This window comes from Paenactinomyces guangxiensis, assembly GCF_016055185.1.
Taxonomy (GTDB): domain Bacteria; phylum Bacillota; class Bacilli; order Thermoactinomycetales; family Thermoactinomycetaceae; genus Paenactinomyces; species Paenactinomyces guangxiensis.
This window is the reverse complement of record NZ_JAECVR010000004.1, coordinates 69,159-92,908: the sequence shown is the minus strand read 5'-3', so window position 1 is coordinate 92,908 and position 23,750 is coordinate 69,159. Positions and strand designations below refer to the sequence as shown.

21 protein-coding genes and 1 pseudogene are annotated in these 23,750 nt (G+C 45.4%); all 22 read right to left on the bottom strand.

Annotated features, from left to right (window positions below; all coding sequences use genetic code 11):
• Positions 1-23: 23 nt before the first annotated feature.
• Entirely contained in the window at positions 24-1,793 is a 1,770-nt protein-coding gene (locus I8U27_RS05895) for a CPBP family intramembrane glutamic endopeptidase (protein WP_181750901.1), read from the bottom strand.
• Entirely contained in the window at positions 1,691-2,212 is a 522-nt protein-coding gene (locus I8U27_RS05890) for a CPBP family intramembrane metalloprotease (protein WP_181750900.1), read from the bottom strand. Before I8U27_RS05890 ends, I8U27_RS05895 begins: the two co-directional genes overlap by 103 nt.
• 194 nt (positions 2,213-2,406) lie before the next feature.
• Positions 2,407-3,462, bottom strand: coding sequence for a sensor histidine kinase (locus I8U27_RS05885; protein WP_181750899.1), 1,056 nt, complete (start codon positions 3,460-3,462; stop codon positions 2,407-2,409).
• Positions 3,459-4,175: a response regulator transcription factor gene (locus tag I8U27_RS05880; protein ID WP_181750898.1), complete on the bottom strand. Its 717-nt coding sequence runs from the start codon at positions 4,173-4,175 to the stop codon at positions 3,459-3,461. The genes I8U27_RS05885 and I8U27_RS05880 overlap by 4 nt, the downstream gene beginning before the upstream one ends.
• A gap of 323 nt (positions 4,176-4,498) precedes the next feature.
• Entirely contained in the window at positions 4,499-4,798 is a 300-nt protein-coding gene (locus tag I8U27_RS05875) for a hypothetical protein (RefSeq protein ID WP_181750897.1), read from the bottom strand.
• 110 nt (positions 4,799-4,908) lie between these two features.
• Positions 4,909-7,515, bottom strand: a complete 2,607-nt coding sequence (locus tag I8U27_RS05870; RefSeq protein ID WP_181750896.1) for an ATP-binding protein — start codon at positions 7,513-7,515, stop codon at positions 4,909-4,911.
• 162 nt (positions 7,516-7,677) lie between these two features.
• Entirely contained in the window at positions 7,678-8,421 is a 744-nt protein-coding gene (locus I8U27_RS05865; RefSeq protein ID WP_181750895.1) for a M23 family metallopeptidase, read from the bottom strand.
• 106 nt (positions 8,422-8,527) lie between these two features.
• Positions 8,528-10,358: pseudogene (locus tag I8U27_RS05860) on the bottom strand (reverse transcriptase domain-containing protein).
• Between the two features lie 585 nt (positions 10,359-10,943).
• Positions 10,944-11,351, bottom strand: coding sequence for a lysozyme family protein (locus I8U27_RS05855; protein WP_181750894.1), 408 nt, complete (start codon positions 11,349-11,351; stop codon positions 10,944-10,946).
• Positions 11,335-11,973 (bottom strand): hypothetical protein, encoded by a 639-nt coding sequence (locus I8U27_RS05850; protein WP_181750893.1) that lies wholly within the window; start codon positions 11,971-11,973, stop codon positions 11,335-11,337. Before I8U27_RS05850 ends, I8U27_RS05855 begins: the two co-directional genes overlap by 17 nt.
• Entirely contained in the window at positions 11,970-13,433 is a 1,464-nt protein-coding gene (locus tag I8U27_RS05845) for a CD3337/EF1877 family mobilome membrane protein (RefSeq protein ID WP_181750892.1), read from the bottom strand. The genes I8U27_RS05850 and I8U27_RS05845 overlap by 4 nt, the downstream gene beginning before the upstream one ends.
• A 66-nt stretch (positions 13,434-13,499) precedes the next feature.
• Positions 13,500-16,019: an ATP-binding protein gene (locus I8U27_RS21120; protein WP_181750891.1), complete on the bottom strand. Its 2,520-nt coding sequence runs from the start codon at positions 16,017-16,019 to the stop codon at positions 13,500-13,502.
• Positions 16,016-16,414: a TcpE family conjugal transfer membrane protein gene (locus I8U27_RS05835; RefSeq protein WP_181750890.1), complete on the bottom strand. Its 399-nt coding sequence runs from the start codon at positions 16,412-16,414 to the stop codon at positions 16,016-16,018. The genes I8U27_RS21120 and I8U27_RS05835 overlap by 4 nt, the downstream gene beginning before the upstream one ends.
• Positions 16,411-16,671 (bottom strand): hypothetical protein, encoded by a 261-nt coding sequence (locus tag I8U27_RS05830; protein WP_181750889.1) that lies wholly within the window; start codon positions 16,669-16,671, stop codon positions 16,411-16,413. The genes I8U27_RS05835 and I8U27_RS05830 overlap by 4 nt, the downstream gene beginning before the upstream one ends.
• Positions 16,672-16,675: 4 nt before the next feature.
• Positions 16,676-17,581, bottom strand: coding sequence for a conjugal transfer protein (locus I8U27_RS05825; protein ID WP_181750888.1), 906 nt, complete (start codon positions 17,579-17,581; stop codon positions 16,676-16,678).
• 2 nt (positions 17,582-17,583) lie between these two features.
• Complete coding sequence (locus I8U27_RS05820) at positions 17,584-18,228, bottom strand: class D sortase (RefSeq protein WP_220185876.1); 645 nt, start codon at positions 18,226-18,228, stop codon at positions 17,584-17,586.
• A complete protein-coding gene (locus I8U27_RS05815) occupies positions 18,225-19,148 on the bottom strand; it encodes a hypothetical protein (protein WP_181750887.1) in 924 nt (307 codons plus the stop codon). The genes I8U27_RS05820 and I8U27_RS05815 overlap by 4 nt, the downstream gene beginning before the upstream one ends.
• Positions 19,149-19,761: 613 nt before the next feature.
• Positions 19,762-20,838 (bottom strand): MupG family TIM beta-alpha barrel fold protein, encoded by a 1,077-nt coding sequence (locus I8U27_RS05810; protein ID WP_181750886.1) that lies wholly within the window; start codon positions 20,836-20,838, stop codon positions 19,762-19,764.
• A gap of 45 nt (positions 20,839-20,883) precedes the next feature.
• Complete coding sequence (locus tag I8U27_RS05805; RefSeq protein WP_181750885.1) at positions 20,884-21,789, bottom strand: TIGR01777 family oxidoreductase; 906 nt, start codon at positions 21,787-21,789, stop codon at positions 20,884-20,886.
• A 30-nt stretch (positions 21,790-21,819) separates the two neighbouring features.
• Positions 21,820-22,212, bottom strand: coding sequence for a VOC family protein (locus I8U27_RS05800; RefSeq protein ID WP_181750884.1), 393 nt, complete (start codon positions 22,210-22,212; stop codon positions 21,820-21,822).
• Between the two features lie 30 nt (positions 22,213-22,242).
• Positions 22,243-22,914 (bottom strand): HAD family hydrolase, encoded by a 672-nt coding sequence (locus I8U27_RS05795; RefSeq protein WP_181750883.1) that lies wholly within the window; start codon positions 22,912-22,914, stop codon positions 22,243-22,245.
• A 37-nt stretch (positions 22,915-22,951) separates the two neighbouring features.
• Positions 22,952-23,644: a DUF3891 family protein gene (locus I8U27_RS05790; protein ID WP_181750882.1), complete on the bottom strand. Its 693-nt coding sequence runs from the start codon at positions 23,642-23,644 to the stop codon at positions 22,952-22,954.
• Positions 23,645-23,750: the final 106 nt, after the last annotated feature.

Sequence of the window (23,750 nt, the reverse complement as noted above, 5' to 3'; positions counted from 1 at the left end):
CATTTGGAGATGGGCCTGCTTCCCTACTTGGTTGCCCCTGTGCGTGTTAATACGGACTTGGTATAGCCTTTGCTTGTCCAGACATAATACAACCCAAATACCGCGAGATAAATAGTGGCAATCACTGCAAATATTCCCCAGACCGGTGTTTTAAATAGAAAACTAAACATTTTTAAAGCAACCGCTGAGTGGATGATCCCCACTCCAAAGGGGATAAAAAACAACAGACAAATTTGCCATTTCAGGATACTGACAGCTTCCTTTTCCTGTATTCCCAATTCACTCAGCACCGTCATCTGACGACGATCATGGGGAAGATCAGTAAACAATTTAAAATAGAGAATACTGCCGGAGGAGAGAAAGAAAAGAATCCCCACAAACATGCTGACAAACATCAACGGGGCAAATAAGCTTTTTAAAAATTGGCAGACAAGAAAGGTCCCGTTGACCAGTTTGTCATTTTCATCCCGTTGTTTCAGCTGTTCTTTCAATTCATTCAACATCGGCCCGCTTTGTTTCCAGTCCGTAAACCGGTAACCATGAACGGTTACCTGCTCTGATTTTGGGGAAACCGCCGCCAGCTCCTTAAATATGGAATCTTCCACAACCAACAGATGACGCGTGGTATCAGACTCATTAAATAAAATTCCCTGTACGGTTTGTGACAACTCCGCTTTAAAGCTTTGTTTTCCAACCTGAACTGTAACTGTTTGTCCGGGTCCCTTTTTAACACCTTCCTTCCAGCCTCCGCCGCTATTGGCCAGAACAACTTCCCCCTTGTGCAGTTGAAGTGGGGGTAAGTTGGTTGAATTTTGTAAAAGCTTGTTAAAATCAGAACCGGAAACCAGGTGTATGGTTGACATCCCTTTGTTTACCCACGAGTCCCACTCCGCTTTAATAAGTGGCAAATGAACTTCGTTTTTGACAGATAAATGATACGTTTGCATCATTTGCTCGATCTCTTTGGATGAAAAAGCTTTTAGCGGCTCTTGCCAGTTCAAATGAAAAGGGGCCTGTTCCTCTGCGGCACGTTCAGCCTCCACATAATAAGTGCAGCTGACCGCAACAGAGGTCATCACAATACTGCTGAGAATGGAAACCATGAACAAAATGCGTGCATGATCCTTCAAGCGAAAACGGAGCTGCGAAAGTAAAAACAGATTTTTGCCGCGATAATAAAAAGACGGCAGTTTTTCACAGCAGCTGATGGCGGCTACACTCAGCTGGGTAAATCCAAGATAGGTTCCGACTAAAGTGAGGATAAGAATGGGCAGCATTTTGGACATAAGGCCGGACACTTTCACGTTCCATGCCAGATCATACGCGGTTCCGATACAAATGACGGATAATATGACAAGCCAAATAGAGAATGTGGGTTGCTTTTCCTCCTTGACCGCATCCCGAAACAGGTCAGCGACCGATACACGCCTGATGATCATAGCAAGAATTGACCAAATCACAAGAGAAATCACTCCTGTTTCTCCGGCAATATATCCCCAGCCATCTGTTTTGACATAAAAAACTTGCTCCCAAAACACCCTTTGGTGATTCACCATCCCGTGGAAGATAACTACAGGCCATAAACTTTGGCTTTTCATGCGAATCCATCCCATCACAATGGAAAGCGGAACAAGGGTCACTGTGAATAAACCTATATTGATCCAGACATTCCCTGCTTCATTGTAACCATTCATGTAGAAGGGGTAATGAAATACGGCCCAGACCCTGTATATACAAATGCTTTTTTGGGACCCGCGGCTTCCATCAAACGAGATTGCAGGAAGCCTCTCCATCCAATTTCTTCCCCCAGGGCAAAAATCATGGGAGCGGACAAAAATGTGACACGAAAGAACTGTTTGAACATGAAAAGGAAACGCCCCTCCTGATCTTCAATCCCGTTTGGAAAATTTCCGGCCGGCGGCAATTCCACATATCCTGTCATCCATGCCCCTATAAAACTTAACATCACCGGCACCCCCGCCAGCAATGCCAACCCGTACCATCGTAATTTGCCTGTTTTCCCCAGACCGAGTTGCTTAAAAGTTTGTTTGCTGTTTGGGGACACCGCCCAAATGCAACATGTTGCGATTAACGGCGTAATCTGGCTCAGGACCACTAACAGCTGATTCCCTGAAAGGTTCATCATGAAAGTCAGCAAGTAAACAAGTGCCACAAACGCAATGACGGACGATAATCCGATATTTTGTTTCATAAACCCTGCTCCCTTTCTGTCTTTTTTACGTTAAATGTGAAAGAATCATGTGCTGGTTTCAGATTATCTTTTTCCGCCATCGCCAACCATTGATTTACCTTTCATTTCTTTGCTGCTGTCTTACAGTTTTGTAAGGTTTTCTGTTTGATGAAAATAAAAAGAGACCGCTGATTGAAATCGCGGTCTCCCCTGAATCATGAGGGTTTTTTGTATTTAATACAGACGGTGGTTCCTTGCCCTTGCTTAGATTCCACTTTGATCTCATGGTTTAATTGATCAAGAACTTTTTTAACCAGATACAGCCCCATACCCGTTGCCTGTGCATACTTTCTGCCATTTTCCCCTGTAAAAAAAGGATGGAAGATGCGGGAAAGGTCATGAGCAGGAATTCCAGGCCCTTCGTCACGGATCGACAGTGTAATCATTTTTTCATCGTATTGCAGCCCTATATGCACATAACTGCGCTGGTTCACCTGTGAAGCATATTTCAGTGCATTTTGGACAATCTGATCGATGACAAACCGGTTCCACTTCGGATCAGTCAACACGGTCCAATCTTTTTCCTCTGCTTCCAGCCTGGGAAAGATGCCGTTACGGATAAATTGCTTCTTTTTTGTTTGAATCACATCACGGACACTCTCCATTAAAGAGACCGGACGAATTTGATAATCAATAGCAAAATCCGTTAATCTTGCCATCGATAACACCATATCCAGTCCCTCATTTAATTTTTCTATTTCCTCTTCCATCCCCTTCAACCGCTCTCTTTCTTCATTTGTCATTCCTTTGGTCTGTTGCGTAAATAGCGAGAGAGTGGCTACAGGGGTTTTCATCTGATGAACCCAGAGATTGATAAACTCCAGGTGCTGTTTCCGGGCCTCCTGAAACTGTTGCCGTTCGGCGACGGCCAACCGGTACAGGTTTTGGACGACGTCAGTAACTAATTTCCGCTCATCGCTTCCCGTTTCTCCCCATTCCGCAAAGTCATCCACCGTTTCAACATGATAGGCACCTTTTTGCAGAACACGGTAATATGGAAACCGACGCCAAAACTGTATGACGAGAAATAGCAACAAAAGAACAGTGGAGAAAAGCAGACCATAACCAATCTCTTGCTTGATGATCTCCATCTGCGTTTTCTCAAAAGATAAAACAAGTGCAATCAATAGAAAAACAAGTCCAAGGTTGACATAAACCAGCGTAATCCATCCCATTCGCTCCCGCAGAAAAATACGTACTGCCTGTTTCAAATTGATTTCTTCTCCCCTTCAACCGGATTGAGGATATAACCCACTCCCCGCTTTGTCTCAATCATCGAGCTAAGCCCCCAGTGGCCCAATTTTTTTCTCACACGGGTGACGTTCACAGTCAGGGTATTATCATCAACAAAATGACTGTCATCCCACAAAACCTCCAGACACTCTTCCCGTGTCACCACATCACCCGCTCTTTGCATCAACAGATGAAGCAATTTCCACTCGTTTTTGGTTAATGGCTGTATTTCATCTTTGTATACCAATTCCATCTTATCGATATATAATTTGAGCTCACCTGTTTGCACCACTCTTTCGGGTGACAGCTCCTCCTGCGCATACTTCCCGTAAGCCCTTCTTAAGAGAGCCTTCACTTTCGCCAGTAATACTTCCAGATGAAAAGGCTTGGTCATATAATCATCGCCGCCGCTTTCCATCCCCAACACTTGCTCTATTTCCGTTCCGCGCGCAGATAAAAAAAGAATTGGCACAGAGGAGATCCGGCGAAAGCGACGACACAGATAAAACCCGTCCACATAGGGCAGATTTACATCTAAAATCACCAGATGTGGTTGAAGCTGGACAAATTCCTCCTCAACCTTCGTAAAATCTTTGACTAAATCAACCTGATACCCATACTGACGCAAAAAGGAACCAACCGATTCTGCAATTTTTTGTTCGTCTTCAATCATATAGATGGTATATGACATTTTTCATCCCCACATCCTGTAAACATAAACATTAGAAACCCTGGAATCCTGATGAAAGCCACCCGGCGCTATACTTCTCCTCAAGCATCCTTAACACAATCATCCCAGGCGTTTCCCGCCACTGTATAAGAAATTCAGGTGAAACCCGCACCTGCTCGCCATTCACAAAAGTATTGACGAGGACGGGACTGCGTGCAATCATATTTTTTCACTAATGCTCTCCTCTATTATATCTATTACTAATCTTAGAGAAATTGCAAAAGAAAAAACCCAGGCACAACACCTCCGCCTGGATGAATTTTCTTTAGAATGAAAGGATCATGTTATCTGATTTTTTTCAAGCCAAATGCGACAAGAAACCTTACCGTGGCGAACATGCCTCCTATAATCATTGCGTTTATTAAACTTGAGTTATTGTTGATCAGCACAAAGCCTAATACCCCCCAGGCTAAAGGCTTGACGATAAAGCCCCAAAAATATGATGATATTAACAATACAATAAAGATTACAATCGTAGCGGCCGGGCCAAAATATGAACCAATATACAGTGATAAAAATATAACTTCAATAACTGGAAAGATAGCTAAAATCGCCTTAAAAATAGCATTAAAAAACTTTAGCAATCAGGACACTCTCCTCATTCTATATCATGATATAAGTGAACCGACCCCAACATATCAGGATCGGTCAGGTAAATACTCATTCATTCTAAAAAACTCCGATGATTCATACATTATGCTTGCGATTTCTGCATACTGGAAAGCGTCTGATTCATATACTCGGCAATTTCCCTGTCTACCTCTTGAACCGGACGGGCTTCAGGGGAATTACTCATAATCTCCAATCCCCATTCCAATCCCCAAATCATCGCATCTTCTTTTTCATTGTTACGGTGATCAGCTATTTTTCCATCGGGATTATACACAAACGGGGGATCATTTTCCACCACACAAGTTGTGATATTGCTCCGCAACTTTCGCTTGTAACGAATATAGACAGCCGCATTTCGTTCCGGCAAACGTTCCAAAAAGCTTGCATTTAAACTTTTACGCGTCAAATCTTCCACTTTGCTGGAGCCTTCTGTCTGTCCACAGCTGAGAATCATGCCAATATTAGAGCGGATCGCCTGCAAGAGATCTTCATTTTTGAACTGGTTAATTTCCCTGGTGATCAACCCCAGCCCGAAAGCATATTTGCGGTCTTCAGACAATATTTCAGTTAACAGCGGTATTTGTACCATTTGTGCTTCATCGACCATCATCAGGTGGAATTTGGCACCGGCAGGGCGCTGTTTCGCCGTCTGGTGATACTGATTAATCAGATGGCCGACTGTCACCCTGAGCTCATAATCTTTAAGACCAAATGTATCAATCAGCACAAGGTGGCCTTCATCCATATATTTACGGATATTTAAGGTCATAGACTTTTGGCAGAACAAACGGCGCATGGTCGGATTTTGCAGCAGGCGGTCGATACGGTGTAATACATACTCCAGGTCTTTCTTCATCTCTTTCTCGTCAATATTGGCCCAGAACCGTTTAACATAGGGGTCCTGTACATTTTTAATCACTTTTTCACGGAAAGTTTGATTGCGGAAAAGATCCTCAATTCCCAGTATTGTATGAGGCTGGTTATCCTCCAGCAAACTTTGAATGGCCATTCCCATCAGACGTTTGGAGCGTAACAGAGATTCGTTCGGATCAGCCAGAGTAACCAGTACCATCGCCGCGTTCTGGGCAATTCTGTTGGTAGAAAAGCCCTCTATTTTATGAAGCAAATTTAAGCCGGGTACATGACTGCTGTCATCAGAAAGATTAAAATGATGTACTTTCTCCCTCGGTATGTTTACACCAAACTTTTCAGCGATGCGCAATCGGTTTTCGATGATCGGAATAATCTCTCTGGCCGGGTCAATGATCGTAAAACCGGGATGCTCGTCCGGATTCTCAAACCACTCATCCAGGAGAGATTGTATCATCTCCACAGATAAGCTTGATTTACCCATTCCGCTTGCTCCGGTGAGAATAAAATGTTTTCCCATCTGTTTATAATCAACACGAACTTCCCTATTTTCCAGAGGGTGTTTAAGTTTGCCGACAACTACACCCTGGTTTAACTCATCGGCAGCCAAAGAGCGCTGGTTTGCTTGCAGATGGACAATGTATCCGCGCGAATCGCCTTCGTCTTTATCCGGTTCCTTATAAATCCAGTGGTCTCCGGGAGGAATGTGAAACAAGTTAGCAATTTCATCACTTGTCCAGGTCATGATTGACAGAGGAAATGGAAAAGGCACCGGGTTTCTGTCAACAAGCGGATTCCACCAGTCATGCTTCCAGAAATAAAGTGCGCCATCGTATTTCATCGCAGTTTCAATCGATTCCGCCGTTGAACGAACCACTGAAACAGCATTCGGGTGATTGGACCAGAGCGACAGACGGACATGGAAAGTCAGTTCCCGGCCGGTAAGCCGTTGTGTGAGGCTTACTCTTCTCGCTTTTTCTTCCGGGTCCATATCCTTCATCTTTTTGCGTTTTAATCTTGCTAAAACATCTTCCGATCTTTCCTGCAACTTTTTACGGCTGACCGGAGCAAATTGAAGATCCAGGTAAGTACCCGGCCGCAAACAATTTAAAATGCTAGCTAACTGGCTTTGCTTGCTCTGCTCCAAAGACGCAAGCGGAAGGCCTTTTCGACGCCCCAACTGCATAATAAAATGCCCGCCGGACCCTTCTTTTTCCGGCTCAGGGAACTTGTCCGGTGTCAGGTCATGGATTTCCGCTGTTGGATAGGCACTGCGAATGGTATCTTTTACGCTGCTTTCCTTATCTTCCGGATAAGCCATATAGATCCCGATTTCCTGGCTGTCGGCCGGAATGGCAAACCGCAGGCGAAACCAGGGGGTCCCCATTTTCCACCACTTTTGCAATGGCCTGTGCATTCCCCCAAAGGTTCGGGTGAGTACATTCACTTTATCTATTTCTAATCGGATATCGTTTGATGGCAAAATACGCAAATATTTTACTCCTGCTGCAGCCCTCTTGCGGAATCGGGTTCTAAAATGCCAGAGTCCCGCGTAAAAGAGGAGCACACCGACCACAATAAAAATGAGCGCAATCGGCAACCATAAGGTGAAAATATCACCAATTGAAGATAATGTATTATCTACCGCTTTGGATGCTTCTTTTGAAGCTTGAGCGGAATCAAACTTTTTTTCCAAATAAACCCAAAGTGCAAGGACCCCTACAACTGAAGCGACAAACAGGATCGTGTAAAAGAAAACCTTGGCAACCATCTTGAGTGATTGGTCACTGCCTTTGGGAACATTGTTCCAAGGAAACAAACAAATCCCACCTTTCCAAAGAGGTTTTCCCCAAGTTTTCCCTCTATATAAAATATTCGTTTCATTATTTTGACGAACCGGGTTAAACTAAAATTCTATCTTCACCTTTGTTCTACCTTTTACTGAAAGAAAGAAAACATTTTTATTAAACAAACCAGAAAATTATGGTTCTTTGAGAACAGTTAACGGGTTAATAAGCCTTCCGTTTTGATGGACTTCAAAGTGGAGGTGGGGGCCTGTACTCCAGCCATTACTCCCCACAAGAGCAATCACTTGTCCTTTTTTCACTTGCTGACCTGCCCGTACTTTGACATCTTTCTCTTCCATATGAGCATAAAGCGTTTGATACCCGTTTCCGTGGTCAATGACAATTTTCCATCCATACCCGCTTGAGCGCCTGGACTCCGTCACTACTCCACCGTCACTGGCAAGGATTGGCGCCCCCCGTTCTTTGGCAATGTCAATCCCGTCATGTTCCTGGTATTCCTTTTCAATTGGGTGAAACCGAAGCCCGTAAGATGAAGAGATCCTCCCGCCGGAGACCGGCCACAGGAATTGTCCCGTCGCAGTTGCGGATCCGGAAACGGTGATAACAGGTCTGGCAAATGATTCTGCATATTGTTTTACTTTTAACACATAATTTTCATAATCATGGTTGTACTGCCAGATGGCTCCTCCGCGCGAATACCAATCTTCTCCGGGCTTATGGTTGGCTGCCAGGTATTTGGCCGTCGCATGAATGGCATCTATGGGATCATTAGGATCCGCTTTTCCGTCACCATTGGCATCCAGGCCATAGCCGCCATATTTTTTAATCAACTCGGGATCAGTAATATCTATATTATCCGGAAGATCACCCAGGCGCGTCCCTCCGGGATAATTCCATCCCACCCAGCTCTTGTCCATAAAGTAGAGTAAGAACCCGGCGCCTTACCATATTTCTATGGCAGGTCTCCAAGAACTCCTCTCCGAACCGTACGTACACCTCTCGACGTATACGGCTCTCCGCTTATCAATCCAGCCTGCCTGCGTGTAAGTCATTGTGGCATGATTTGCAAAGTGCCATTGTCTTTCTTTTCCTTGCAATCATAGCTTTTTCCCACTGTTTCTTACCTTGCAGGTCTTTTAGCTTCCTGACATGGTGCATTTCTAAAGGGACATTCTCTCTTTCCGCACCATTCGCATTTCTTAGCTAAAAGTCTTTCCATTAGACTCGTTCGGGTACCTCTTATTGTGAGCGCATTAGGTTCGCAATCCACTTGTGGATTTACCTTCATTTGGGAATTCTTTTCTCTTTTTAAAGGTTGATCGAAGAAGAATCGAACCTTATGTCCTTCTTTAGTTTGATACTTAACTCCGAAATGTCCATTTATTTGATATCTGCGAATTATTTTATTGACACTCGTTTTATACTTGTTTGCAAAGGTTTTGTACATGCTGTATTCCATATAGTGTTTAAACTTGCTCATTGACTTGGATACGTTTATTGCTAGCTTGTAATAGTTGTACAATCCTCTTATCTCGGAGTTATATGTTTCCAGAATTTCAAGATCATCGTTTTGAATTAACGGAGATCTGTGTGTTGATTTCCATTGTTTTGTTTTTGGGTTAGTTTGTATAGCCTGATATTCGACCAGTTTCTTTATCCAAACCTCTTGTGGCAGGTATAGTGTGCAGATCATCCCATACCTTTGTGCATTTCCATCCTTGTTGTACATGACTTTGGGTTGTCTTGGTACGGATACATCGTATCCGAGGAATCTTGCCTTTTTAGATGAGTGCGTGATAAGTGTTTTATCTTGAGATAATTCCAGCTTTAGATTTTCCTTCAAAAAATCTGTGATATCTTGTTTGATGGTTCGGCAGTCTTCTTTGCTCCCAATAATCCCGATAATAAAGTCGTCTGCATATCTGATGTAGTGTAGTCTTCTAAAACTCTCGTCCATCGGGTCATAGTAAGGAATTTCCATAAGTTCTTGTTTAAGTCGTTTTACTTCTTTGTTGGCTTCTTTTCTTTCTTCATCTGATAATTCATGCCATTTTTCCTTATATGACTTTCTTGTTTTGTACAGTAGGTGCGCTTTACTCCTGTATTCTTTGTTCCTTCTACTCCATCGGTCGCCTTTATTGAATCTTTGTTTATACTCTTCTATATACTGGTCTAGTTCATTCAGGTAGATGTTGGCTAGAATTGGGCTGACGATCCCACCCTGCGGGGTACCGCTGTACGTTTTATTAAACTTCCAATCTTCAAGGTACCCCGCTCTTAGGAATTTCCAGATGAGGTTAATAAATTTTTCATCATCGATGGTCTTCCTAAGAATGTCAACCAATATATGATGGTCAATGTGGTCGAAGAAGCCTTTAATATCTCCTTCTATGAACCACTTTGCTCCTGAGAAACATCGGGTCATCTGGTACAGGGCTGTGTGACAACTGCGGTTAGGTCTAAAGCCGTGGGAGTAGTTAGAAAACTTTCCTTCATATATGCTTTCCAGTATGCACCTGACTGCTTCTTGGACGAGTTTGTCATCTACGGATGGAATGCCTAAAGGTCTTTTCTTACTATCTTTCTTTGGGATGTATACTCTTCTTACCGGCTTGGGTTGGTAACTCTGGTCTCTCATCTTTTCGATGATCTTTTCAATTCGTTCTACGCTCATTCCGTCGATTGTCTCTCCATCTGTACCTTCCGTCATGTTTCCTTCTTTAGCGTACAAATTCTTGTACGCTTCAAAGTAGAATTCAGGATTGTACAGATTGCGGTACAGTCGATGGTATTTGTACCCTTTACGCTTGGAATTTGCGGCTAGATTGTCTAGCACTACTTTCGGGCTTCTCATAGAGCCTCACGCTCCTTCCCAATTTGGTGTTAGACTTGATAAGCTGTTCCCCTTCGCCACGTAGTAGGCTTTCCCTACCTCAGACTACTATGGGAACTCCGTCACCATAGCGGATATTCAGGCTCTTTAGCCTTAGCCTCTCGGCGTTCCGCCTTAGGTGATCCCCGTTTAGACAATGAAGAACATAGCTCGCTGTAGTGTCGGATGCGACGTTCGTCCTTTACCTTTGACTAGGTTGGGCAGCCAAGGATCGCATCAGTAACAGAAGCCAATTATCTGTTACTGCTTTTATGACATCAGTACACAATTAACTGTGTCATCTCGGCTGTACAGCGTTTCTAGTTACCTTTCGCTGCAGGCGGACCTTATCCCCCTCAGACTGTCGTTCAAGCAGTTTAGCCTTCATCCTCGTCTACAGCCTTTCGTCTCGCCACTCAGTCGTGCCGTGGTAACTCGGCAACTTGTGACTTTCCCAACATGCTACACTCCCCGTTTGGTTTCCCTCCCGGATAAGTTGGGTGACGACAGGTTGTAATTTGCGATCTTAAACCTGCACCTTTGCCAGGGGTGATTTCTTCATTGCCCTTACGGGCGCACTTGGGTATGTCCCGTCGCACCGACAGAGCTGACACTCAGGTTTCTTCCAAAGTCGGTCTCAACCTTATGGACCGCCGCTAAAACCGGCCAGGGAACACCATATTTTTCCCCTGCCTCCTGATAAATGGAGAGATACTTTTTTGCTTCCAGCGGAAAACCGGCAGATACCTCCCATTGCCCTTCTTCCATATTCCTGGAAGGATCTTGGGAAAACACATTAAAAAACAGTAAAGCAAACAGAAAAATAAAAGAAATACTAATCAGCATTCCCGCTAATATCACAGCCAATATGAGGTTCCTGTGTTTAGATTGTTTATTTGCCGGTTTGTTTGCCCGAAAAGGGATTGCTGTTTGTTTATTTTTAGTGAGTACAGACGTTTTAGTCAAAACTTCCACGCAACACCACCTCTTCCACCAGCCATTTATGATCGGCCTGTACCAGGGTTAGCTGATAAACTCTTTCAATCAGAGTTGGGTTATCTTGCCCCTTCTTCTGTTCTAAAGTTGTTTTAAGAGAACATTGGACAGAGGAGACATTGGTATCACAGCTTACTTCGTCCACTTTCTTCAAACTGGCAGAGGCCGTTTCCCCTGTGGGCCGAGACAATTCTATTTCCTTTTTAAGCATTTCATATAAAGCTGAAGTGGTAAATGTCTTTAGAGATTGTAACCTCTGCCCCTGATCTGCCTGATTCTCGTTCGTATAGACACGGATAAAAGCTTCCGCGGTTTGCCCGGCTTTCTCAATTTCTTCACTGGTGAAACCGTCTGGCTGATCAGTCTGGTTCGGATCAGCAGAAATCGTTGCTGATCCCGGAGAGGGAGCCTTAGGCGTCTCTGTCTGTCCACCTACCCACCCTAGCTTAATCAGCAAATATTTTGTACTAAAACCCACAATCGAAAACAACACTAATATAAAGATAAACAGTTTACGGCGCCCGCTTGGTAAGTCTCTGTTAAACAAATCTCCTTCCTCCTGTTTGCTGATCAGGTCAAAGCTTAAATCTCTGATTCTCACTTATTACGTAACTTCTGCACCTTGGATGTCAGGGTTTCAGTATATTTCGTAACATAGCTGAGAGGTAATTCAATATTAATCTTCCCGGCAAACTTGCCGTCTTTAGCTACCGGGGCTTGCAAAATTTCCAGCAGTTCATTTCTTTTCCACACTACTCCGGCTACCAGAATTAACTGCATCGCGATCGTCCACACATAACCAACTGATTCAGGCGGACTCATGTCATATAAAAATTGGGAAAGTGTCAATAACATACTAAAGAAAATCCCGATAATCAGCTTAATCAGTTGATAGCCGACAAACTTTCTGAACCAGGTTGTCGCAATGGATGACCAGGCGGGATTTAATGACAACAAAAATGCAAAAGGTGCAAATAACGCAATAAGTACAAACAGGAATTGATAAACGAGCATCGCACCGGCAATAATTAAAAACAACACCCCGAGAAACAGATGTGAACCACACAACAGTAGCAACAGAGTTAATCTTTCAAAAGTTGCCTTTGTCGTTACCATGGGATTTGGCTCAATTCCCAGCCTTTCATTTCCGGACTGTTCTTCAGCCACGGCCTGTTTTCTGGCTGAGCTGTCCACTTTATTCCCTAAAATTTTATTGATTCTGTTCGGGGTAAGCTCAGGATCATTGGATGTTTTTCCGTACTGTAGCATCAAATAAGGCTCATAGATAAACATGTTGTAGAGATTATCAGCCACAACCATGGAAGATATTTCTGAAGGGTAGCTGTCAGTGTCTTTCTGATTCAGTTCTTGTTGAAAAACAATTCCTACTCCCATCACTTCCTGGCTCAACCCACTGCTGATTTCATTTAAATAGCGCATGACCCCGCCGGCATTAGCAAAAAAAGCCAGTCCCAAAATAAGTGTAAGAACACTGATGAGCATGCCGTTTAAAGCATCTGTTGTTTTTTTCTGAATGATCCCCTTATAAGCGATCCACGCACCCGCAACGATGATCATAAACGTTAGAAAGTTCCCTATAATCCCTGAGTTTCCATACCCTGATCCGGTAAAACCCGACATTTGTTGCACCGCTTTTTCCACTGCATCTGCAAACTTGTCAACGACATCAAGAGAAAATGCGTTTTCAACAATCATAATGACTGTAAAGTCCCAGACCAGCAACGATTGCCAAATAAGATTATTTACTCCGTGGAGGAAGTTGTGACCGACTAATTCATCTATTTCCCAAAAATATTTATCTTCCAAATATAGTTCAAGTGAATAACGACTGGGGTCATATTTGCCAAAACGAACATCATATCCTTTTGCTTTCGCTTCTTTTATTTTCTCTTCGGGAAACTGTGTAAGAATATCATAAATTTGACTATGACCCGGATCGTTATTCGCTTCCTCAGCAAAAACCACACTGTTGCTCCCGGCGAACCCTATACTCAGAAACAGGGTGAGCAAACAAACCAACATGATTTTTCGTATCTTCATCGTCGACTAATCCCCTTCTCCCCAGACAATCTTTCTTTCTGTATAAAAGGAAAAAACCTCCTCTGCCTACAGATGCGGCAGAACGGTCTTGTCCTCAGGGTCTTTGATATGCCGCACAGCCTCTTCCTGATCGGCTTCAACATGTGAACCCGGACGGGTATCAAAGGCTCGGAAGAGACGTTCTTCTAAGACGCGTATCTCCATTTCATTGACTCTTTTTTCTAAATCGGACATGAGACAAGTACCCGTAGGCAGATTGCGAATCGTTTCAATATTGGTGTCATTTGGTTCAATGCCCAAAATGCTACACGCAGCCTCAGCTTCTTTCTGGTCGCGGCAACGGAAAACAAACCGGCATCCCAGGTTGGAACGGATCTCTTCTCCGAGCATATCTTTCGCGTTTTGGCTGATAAGGTAAATGGCGGCATTTTTACTGCGCCCGGTGCGGACGAGTTCTTCCAGGATCGCCCGGCCTTCACGCACTTTGGCAAGGCGCCAGGATTCATCAAACAAAACCAGTTTAAAATCATTGGATGATTGGTTGGAGAAGCGGCGCGAGAAATCAGAAATCGCCATGAGCAGGGCAATCGCCATTCGCCCGAAGTCAGTCTGGCTCTCTTCCGGCAATTTTAAATCTTCGACCTGCAAAATGGTTAATGGTTTGGAAAGATCAATTGCTTTCTGGGTTCCATCCCCGAACAACAACTGCCCCTGCCCCGACGTGGCAAGGTAGCTGAGCACATCAACAATTTCTTCCAGGCTGTCCTGCCTTTTTTCCGGGGCAGATTTTAAACTTTCCCTCAAGCAGTCAATCACCTTCATCATCGAAGGCTGATCCTGTTTAACCACATGATCAACCGCTTTGCCAATCACAATCGCCTCGTAGGTGCCATCAGCAGCACGTGTTAAAAATTGCAAAATTCGCTTTGACGTCTCCGCAGCTGCCAACTTGTCCGAAGAAGTGGCGGCCCCCATGAGAGGATCCAGCTTTCCCCGGTCTTCCAAACTGGCGCGCAACGTGACAATCCGGGTGATATCCTGAAGCTCGGGCAATAGTTTCGGCCAGTGGCCACGCTCATCTTTAGGGTCAAAGATGAGAACCTTGGAACCGTTTAATAGTGCCAGATAGGCGAGTAAGTTGGCACCGAGTGATTTCCCTGCTCCCAGTGAACCGATAAATGCTGCTGATGCGGTGGTACTCAGCTTTTTATCCTTGGGTCCCCGGTCATGTTGAAAAAAGACAGGCAAGTTTTGCGATACTCCGATGAGATGTCCCTGTCCGTCCCCTAACTGACGGGTCGCTCCAATCATACTGGCGGCCACAGCAGCAGGCTCCATATAATGGAGATAGTCGGTAATATAACGTTTGGCGCCGGGAATAAACTCATTAAACCCTCTCCACTGGTCCCCATACGGAACTTCCACCTGGATCATCAAATCGCTGTACAAATCTTTCACCAGCTGTATCCGCAGATTTAACTCCTCTTCGTTAGAGGCAGACACACATAAGACAATCGAGGTATGAAGAAGCGGAAACTTATCTGTACGCAGATTGCTTTCCAATTCATTTGCTTCCTGCCGGCTGTTCAGAATGTGGTAAGAAGTTTCTTCCCCGCTTTCCAGGGCATGCTCATCCTCTGCTTTTAGCTCTTTCTTTTTATTTAAAACCTGGGCCAATGCTTTCCCGTACTCAATCGTTTCCGTTCTTACCGATGCTTCTACCGGAAAAGATAATTGTTGTAAGCAATAAAGCCATTCCATACCGGGAAAAGGGGCTTTGTCCGGAATATGGGAAATAGTAAGAAATGCCATATACCCTTTTTTCATCTTTCCATTGGCATGCTGTTCTACCGTCAGCCGCCGGCCGTGGGAATCGTCAAAACGCCCTTCGCTAAGGGTTAAAATATCTCTGGTCGGGCGTTTGGCCTTTTTGCCCTTCACTTTGACAGGAATTGTTTTCGGAGTCCAATTCTTGCGGCGCGGTGTCTCGCCAATGCCACGATAAAAACCACGCCGGATCAGCCATTCCAGGTCAGAAGCGTCAACCCGGCGAGCTCTCAAATACCCGTTGACACGAGAATAGATCAGTTCTTCCTGAACCTGACAGGCGTGGATTTCCTCTTCAAATATTTCCGGGGCATCCGTCCCCGATTGATTGAGCAAGTAGCGTTTAAAGTCCTTAAAGAGGTATCCAATCTCCCGGAAAAAAGATAATCCTTTCACAGCCGTTTGTTTGAGCTTGACACCCATAAAAAAGCGGTGCTGGTGAATCTCTTTTCCTTTTAAATGATCAATACTGGCCTGAATATATTCACGGCCAGCTTCGGTGAGCGGCCCGCTTAACCTCTCGTTCATTGCCTGTTGATGTTCCTCCAGGCTTTGAAACTCCGGGACAACCAGAGCATGGGTATCCGCATTAATATTCCAATAAAAAGCCTCCAGATTACCATGGAGGCTCAGCTGGTCATCGACAGACCGATAGTCATAGTTGAATGGCTGAAGTTCATAAAAGGCAAACACCGACCCGTCTGTGCTGAAGACTAAATTTTTTTCAAAGTATTTTACAGGGAATAAAATCTGTGTCACTTAGAATCACCCCCGGAAGTCAGTCGGTATGTGACTTCGCCTGTGTATTTGTAACAATTGTCCCGTGGTTTCTCCAGTTCCTGATATCTCGCAAAATGATGAGCTTTAAACAGATGTTCCAGATATCTTAAAATAAAACGGTGAGGTGCTTTTCCATCCAGCGTTTTTCGCGTAAAAAACCAGGCCACGATCACGGGAATCGCCACAAACTTGATCAGAAAGTAATCGATCCAGCTGATTGGCGGAAATTTATTGAGAAACACCATTACCAGTAAGGTTCCGACAAAAAAGGCCATCTGTCGATACGAGACCGGCAGGGGAAGGTTAATTCCCTGAACGGAATAAACTGTCTTTTCTATACGGAATACTTGGTTATAGACCCGGATCTGCTTCATTTTATATATGCCTCAAACAGCCATTTAAATCCGTCGGAACCAAGCGATTGAATCAGTTGTGGCTGAAAGATAAACACACTTACAAGCATCGCAAAGAGGGCAAAGCCGATAAATGCGGTGAACGCTCTCTTCCAGAATAGTGTAAGGCTGACAAAAATCACGACAAGAAAGAAAAGAGAGCCAATTTCCCCGCCTAACGTTTCTTGCAGCTTTTTCCCCGGACCGTCGGCCAATATCCACAACAGATAGTTATTCATCCTATTATTCCTCTCCTTGTTCCATTCTCACTACATACCACCTTTCCCCGTCTTGAACGAGGTAAAAGCGATAGTGGTTTATGACCTGTGCTCCGGAAGCCAAATCTTCCAGCAAAACATCACATTCTGCCCGCACTTCCTTACCCTCCTGGTAAACGGACAGATTTTTCATCTCTTGAAAGCTCATGATTCCTGTCAGACCAGGCGTTGGCTGATTATCTTTTTGAAAGTAGGCGATTTCCTGCGGTGTACCCGTGGTATACACTTTCCAGAAAGACTTCATAAACTGCTCCACTTGTCCGTGCACTTGCTCGTCGACATTGGTCCCTTTTTCCTCTTTCTGATCCTCCGGTTCCTTAGGGAGAGTGGCAACGGGTGGAGCGACAAAATAAGGGAAATCCACAACTACATAGGTAGCTCCGGCTTTCTTAATCGGTACAACCAGATAACGATCCACGCGCTTCTGCTCTTTCGGATCGTCCGCTTTTGTCAAAATGGTTTCGGCAAACACCGTAACATCCTTGATTCCGGATTGATCCTTACGCCCTTTGACCTCCCACACATTCACATTTCTCGTATAGGAATTCCACTTGGATTTTTCAAAATCAATTCCCCCTTGCACATCCATTCGCGGTTTCCAAAACGGCTTCAAGCGTTCCGCACGGGACTCTTCTTTTCCCTGCGTCCAAAACAGATACTCCCGTACAAACTGCTCAGCAAAAGCAGTTTCACTTAAAGCAGGGGCAGCAGCTTGTTTTTCAGATTGCCCGGCTACCACCACTGATCGCGGAGGAACAGGAATAAACCCCAGTTGGATTGCCCAGACAACAGTTGTGCTCAGAGCTGTATAAATAATCAGCCCCCAAAATCCGATTCGTGCGATTTTACGGCTGATCGTTGACCGTTCCATGCTCATTCCCCCTGCGCTGTCCGTGATGTTTCATTGATTTTTTCTTTAAGTTCGGAATGAATGATATATCTTTCTGGTGCCGGCCCAATATATGAGAATGGATAGCAGGTGGTTAGAGTAAGAACAGGTTTGTCATGCGGAACGATAACTGTCCGGTCATCCGGTTTGGTTATCCACATTCTGGTGATGACATAGACAAAAGTACCCTGCTCGGATGTTACACGAAGTTCATCCCCTTTTTTCAACTCTCCCATCCGGCGAAACACCGTATCGCGGTGTCCGGACAACACGGCGTTATCCGGTTCCCCCGGAAGAACGCTCCCTGCATAATGTCCGATCCCCCGTGCGAGTTCATCTTCATGTGTTCCTTCTATAATAGGGATTTTCGCGTTCAATCTGGGAATCACCAGGTCGGCAAAATGCTCCCCTGTTTTGGGGCGCTCTCCCTTCGGCACGATCACCCATGGCTGATCATCCGTTTGGACTGTCTTGGAAACAGCTTTGTCGTTTGAAGCAGCTGATGCCTGATGATCAGGACGGACTTCCCGGACAACTTGTAATTTTTGATAATAGTTAACGCCGGAATATCCTGCATAAGCCACACCAAACGTGACAAGCCCGTAGGCAATCAACCGGTCCCACTTCAAGGCTTCTCCACCCTGCTACGTCTTACTGCATATAAAGTTCCAAGCAGGGCAGCGGCACTTCCCGCCAGGACTCCGTCTAAATCATTCCCTGCTGTTTCCGGCAGTTTTCCACCCGGTTCCGTCCTCGGCCGATTCCCACTTTCATTGCCAGCGGCTTGAGTTTTGCTGCCCGAGCTGGCCACCACAGGGGGAGCGGAACCTGAACGGGAAGTATTGACAGCTTTATCTTCGCCAACATTTTTTGAAGGTTCTGATATATGAGCACCCGCCTGCAGCTTTTCTTGTGGTTTGTGCAGATTTTTCTGAACTTCCGTCAGTGGCTCTTTCACAGGAGGTTCAGCCTTCTCCAGCGGTTTCTCCAGCTTGGAACGCGGGTGACTTGCTTGAGGTTCCCGGGCAATATTTTCTTTCGATGGCTGCTGTTTCTTTTCTGTTTCCCGTTGGGTGGCTTCTTTTCTTTCAGATTTCGGTGACTCCTGCTGCTTCGCTTCTGGTCCGGCTTCCCTGTTCACTTTCTCCCGGGGCTCATCGTCCTTTGGCGGCACCGTTTTCGCCGGCTTTTCGGCCTGCAGCTCCGGCGGAGGCCCGGATGGATTGCGTTCAACTGTCCTTTCCTTCAGCTCCGGCGCTTTGACATCCACCTTTACTTCACTGGGCGGTTGATCAAGAGGCGGTTTTTCAGGAGCAATCTCATCTTCTGCAAACGCTGTACCCATGCCTGCACTCAGCCCTGTAATCATGCAAAGCGATAAAATAGCGGTTGAGTTGGTAAGGTTATGATTTTTCAGCGGTTGGAACTTTTTGCGATTTCTCCTCTTTTTAGGCTGTTCCAGGTCAAACTGCCTGAGCAGATCGGAATATACATTTCTCGAGCGGACATCTGTGCGAAATGCATCTAAAATCTGTCTGGGATCCTTCACGATCCTTCCCCCTTCCGGCTTACCAAAACCCCTTTTTCAGAGGATAAAGCCTTATCGTCTATAAAATGATCCCTTACTCCCATCTGTTACAGCAAACATAGACACATTTATAAAAAACGGTTACTCCGTTACATTTGTTGGTTTCTGCAACTATTTGTCGCTATGTGCGTTTCTCTCCTATAATATTACACAAACCGCGCCTCTTTTCAACACAATTTAATATTTTTTGTAGATTTATTTTTTTATCACCCCTTTCATTTACTCAAAAAGCTTTTTCTTTTGGCAGGGATTGGGGCCCGTCATTCTTTTATATACATGAACAAACATGCTGTGGAAATGCCTCTGCCCCTGGAATTTAGCCTCTATCGGAATAGTGATATTATAAAATTTTACTATAAACTGTGAATAAGGGTGCCTTTCACATTTCGCTTCAATTCGCAGGAGAAATACTATTTATTAAAATTAAAAAAGTTATATAAATATAATAATATTCACCTGCTTATCAGCAAATTTTTCTTTTATAATATCATTGTTTCATTTCCGCCAAGACAACACTGTGTTGCCCATTTGCTGCCTATCATCAGAGTTCATTTATCACCGGTCAGATTTATGATCACTTATCTCTCACCACCTCAAAACAAAACCTTTGTCCGGGTCCCAGCAAGGAAAGCAGCGGCAAATCTTCGGGAATGACCTGTCCGATCACTTGAGTTTTTTCATCCGCCGGAAGATCTGTTTTGCAAATATGAAGCTCTCCCATATAACGTCCGTATTTCTCATTATCTACAGTTACCGCTCCCTTCCGGCGCGGAAGAGCGACTCCGGCCGGCACCCGCTTCCCCCGCATCAGGCCGGACCGAATGACACAGGGACTGGGATCGGGGCGGTTTTTATGTTCCAGTCCCCACCAATCGCTCCAATCATATGACCTCTCCAATTCCTTCACCCGAAGAGGGATTACATCTCGCACCAGCACAGACAGTGTATCAATAAGGGCCATATCGTCATCAGGGTCCCCAATCAATACCTCGTCCACTTCATCCCGGTAAAAGAGTTCTGCGGCAGCCTGCCGTCCTTCACATCCCCGGTGCTCCTCCAGAGTAGGCAATCCTTCATACAGAGGAGCCCTCCTTCCTTTTGCTCCGGGGATAAAAGCCCCGATCCGTGAAATGCCCATTTCCTTTAAATCACGATTTTGCCGGCGCACAAACTCTGCTGAAAGCCCGGTTTCCGGACGGGGATAGAAATTATGCCAGGCCTCCGTGTTTTCAATAACTAACCCTTTTTCCCGAAGAGCTTTACATTCTTCACGGCTGATCGTGCTGGCGTTAAGAACCAGCTTCAGCTTTCCGTTTCGCGAAATTTGACAAATTTCTTCTTCTGAATAACCGTAATCCACACGCACCCCTGAACATCCCCAGTCCTTTAAACGCCCGACGGAATGGACATCCAAACCAAGTGCGCGCAGGGTGACAGGGCCAATATCCGCAACCAGTTCCAGCGAATATGCATCGGCCCGGCTGCATAATGCCTTAAACTCCTCCCTTACCAAAGCAAAATCACTCTCGGGAATATGTAAAGAAGTGAATACACGCCTGGCCCCTTTTTGCACCGCCGCTTTCATCCAATGCTCTTTTTCGCGCCAGGATTCATCTAAACCGGGATAAATTGAAAAACCGAAGGATTTCATCACATTTCCCCTCTGCTTTCTGCATTTGGCGTGGACTTGAAACAGTTATTTTTTCAGAATATGCCGGAGAGTCTCTTTTAAATCCGGATAGGTAAATACATATCCGCTTTCTTGCAATTTGCGGGGAATGATATGGCACCCGCCCAATAGGAGAGCATCGGCCATTTCTCCAAATATCATTCTCATCGCAAATGCAGGTAAGGGAAAAATAGCCGGCCTCCCTAATGCGTCACCCAGCTGTCTGGTAAACTCCTCATTGGAAACAGGTTGTGGTCCCACCATATTCACTGGTCCCGAAATTGAATCCTCTTTGATCAAATGCTCAACAATCAGCGGAACTTCTTCAAGGGCCACCCAGCTTACCATCTGTTTTCCATCACCAATCTTTCCCCCGACACCCATGCGAAAAGCGGGCAACATCTTGGCCAATGCCCCCCCTTTGCGGCTTAACACCATGCCAAAACGCATATGGATGACACGAATCCCTGCCTTTTGAGCCGGTGCAGTTGCTTTTTCCCACTCCAGAATGACTCGTGATAAAAAATCCTGTCCGCGGGGACTATTTTCATCCACTTTCACATCGGGCGGCTGATGGCCGTAAGCAATTCCTGAAGCAGAAAGGAGGAGTTTAGGAGGCTGTTTAAGGCCCGCCAATGTCTGGCTCAGCAGGGATGTCCCCTTAACCCGGCTGCCGAGAATGCGTTTCTTTTTCGCTTTTGTCCAACGCCCGCTTGAGACATTTTCACCGGCCAGATGGATCACCACCTCAAGTCCCTCCAGCTTACCGGACTCAATCTGATTGAGTTCGGGGTTCCATCTGACAACTTTCTCAGGATCATCATCAGGTCTTAGACTGCGGACGACCCGTGTCATCTCATATCCTTTTTCAGACAGCTTTTCTGTCAACTCTGTTCCCACCAAACCTGTTGCACCTGTTATTGCAATCCGCATATTTCTCCTCCCTGCACGCCAAAAACGTGATCATTTCCAGTTTTTCATCCTCTTTTCCAGGCTTCCCGTAAATAGTTCCAACACAGTTCCGTCAGGATCAGGAAATTGGACAGAAAGTCCTCCTCCTCTTTCAAATGGTCCCCTGATGATCGGAACGCGATGTTCTTGAAGAACCTGTACGGCTTCAGCAAAGTCCTGTTCATCGATACTGAAAGCAACATGATCAATTCCCAGCCACAGTTCTTCCGGTTGAGTATGCCCGCTTTTTTCCAGCAGGCACACCCAGGCATTTCCCCCTTCAAGATAGGCATCTGTCCGGCCCTGATGAACCAGTCTCATCCCCAGTAGATCACAGTAAAATGCCAGGCTTTGCTGCAAATCACTCACCCGGATTGTCAGATGGTTAAATCCTGTTATTTTCACCTTCGACGGCTCCTTTTGTCTGTTTCTTTTTCATTTCAACTTATGCTTCCACTGCTGCATCATCTTTTCCAAATCAAAATCGGCCAATGATTCCAGGCGCAAATCAATATCCTCCGCAAATTCAGCTTCAGCTGTCATCGGATTGGGAACCAGTACACAAAAAAGGCCCGCACGCTTGGCCGCCAATGCTCCGGAAGGGGAATCTTCGACAGCGATGGCTTCACCCGAAGAGATTCCCAGCTTTTCGAGGGCCAAATAGTATAATGCGGGGTCCGGTTTTACCTCCTCCACCTGATCTCCGGTACAAATACAATCAAAATAGGAAAGCAGCCGGATACGGTCAAGATGTGATTCCACCCAACTCTTCGGCGAATTTGACGCAACCCCCAGTTTTAAACCGGCATGTTTCGCCGCCGCCAACAATTTTTCCACACCCGGGAGCACCTCCATTTGCTCCGTTTTTTCCTGATGTCTTGCTGCTTTTCGTTTCATCAGCGCTTCCCTGTCCACTGGTTTCCCGATACACTGTTCCAGATAGTCGTAGGGGTTAAATCCCGGATGTGCCGTGCCAACCCGTGTTCTCCATTTTGCTACAGGCAGTTCGATCCGGTACTCTTGAAAGATCTCACAAAACGTTTCATAGGCAGCTGTTTCTGTATCAATAATGGTTCCGTCAAAGTCAAAAATCACACCGCGAATCATAGCAAAATCCCCCTTGGCTAGTCATGTATCATTTGTTTTAGGCGAGTACCCGGCAGCGGAAAACATTGCGGCTGACCAGACGTCGGGAACTGTCTGCAACCTGGTACGGGATTTCAAATGTGAAAGATGTGGAGAACAGGTTCGGAACCAACCGCAAGCTCTGCTCATCTTCCCATACCCACTTCACTTTCCGCCCATGATAATCAATTCCATCCGCATACCAGGGATGCGTATTTTGCTGCGGCTCGTTTAAACAGAGGGAGAGTGAAAGGTCATCACAAAACTGGAGCAAGCGAAAATTATCGGCGGAATTTTGCTCTTCCGCTTCAGAAAAATGCTTTTTTAATTGATCCTGTCTGGCCAGCTCCTGCTCATGGAAGCGACGGGCAGCGGGATCAGAAACATTGGTGAAGAAAGAGGCAAAGTGTTTGCTGCAGAGAAAACCCGCATACGGATCATGGGCTTCCACCCGGGAAATCCCCTGGGTATAAGCCTCCAGTTTGGGCAGCAACGGGTAATCGTTAAATGAGTAGGGTTCATTTGTCTGTTCATTCCAGAGGATAGTTTGATCCAGTTCAATCCAACCCACATCATGATGCGAAATCGCATATAACGTTTTGGCCCTTGGCTCAATCTTCTGGTTCAGGCGGGCCGCAAATTCCCCTGAGATAAGTGCATGATCATGCTGCTTGATCAGAATAAAGCGGTTTCCTCTTCGGCGAACAATCATCCCTCCACCCCTTTTTTCCAACAAATTTCCTTTCTGATCGAAAAGTCTCACTGCACGGGAAGAAACCCGTGCAGACAGACTTCTACCATGCAAATGTACGAACAAA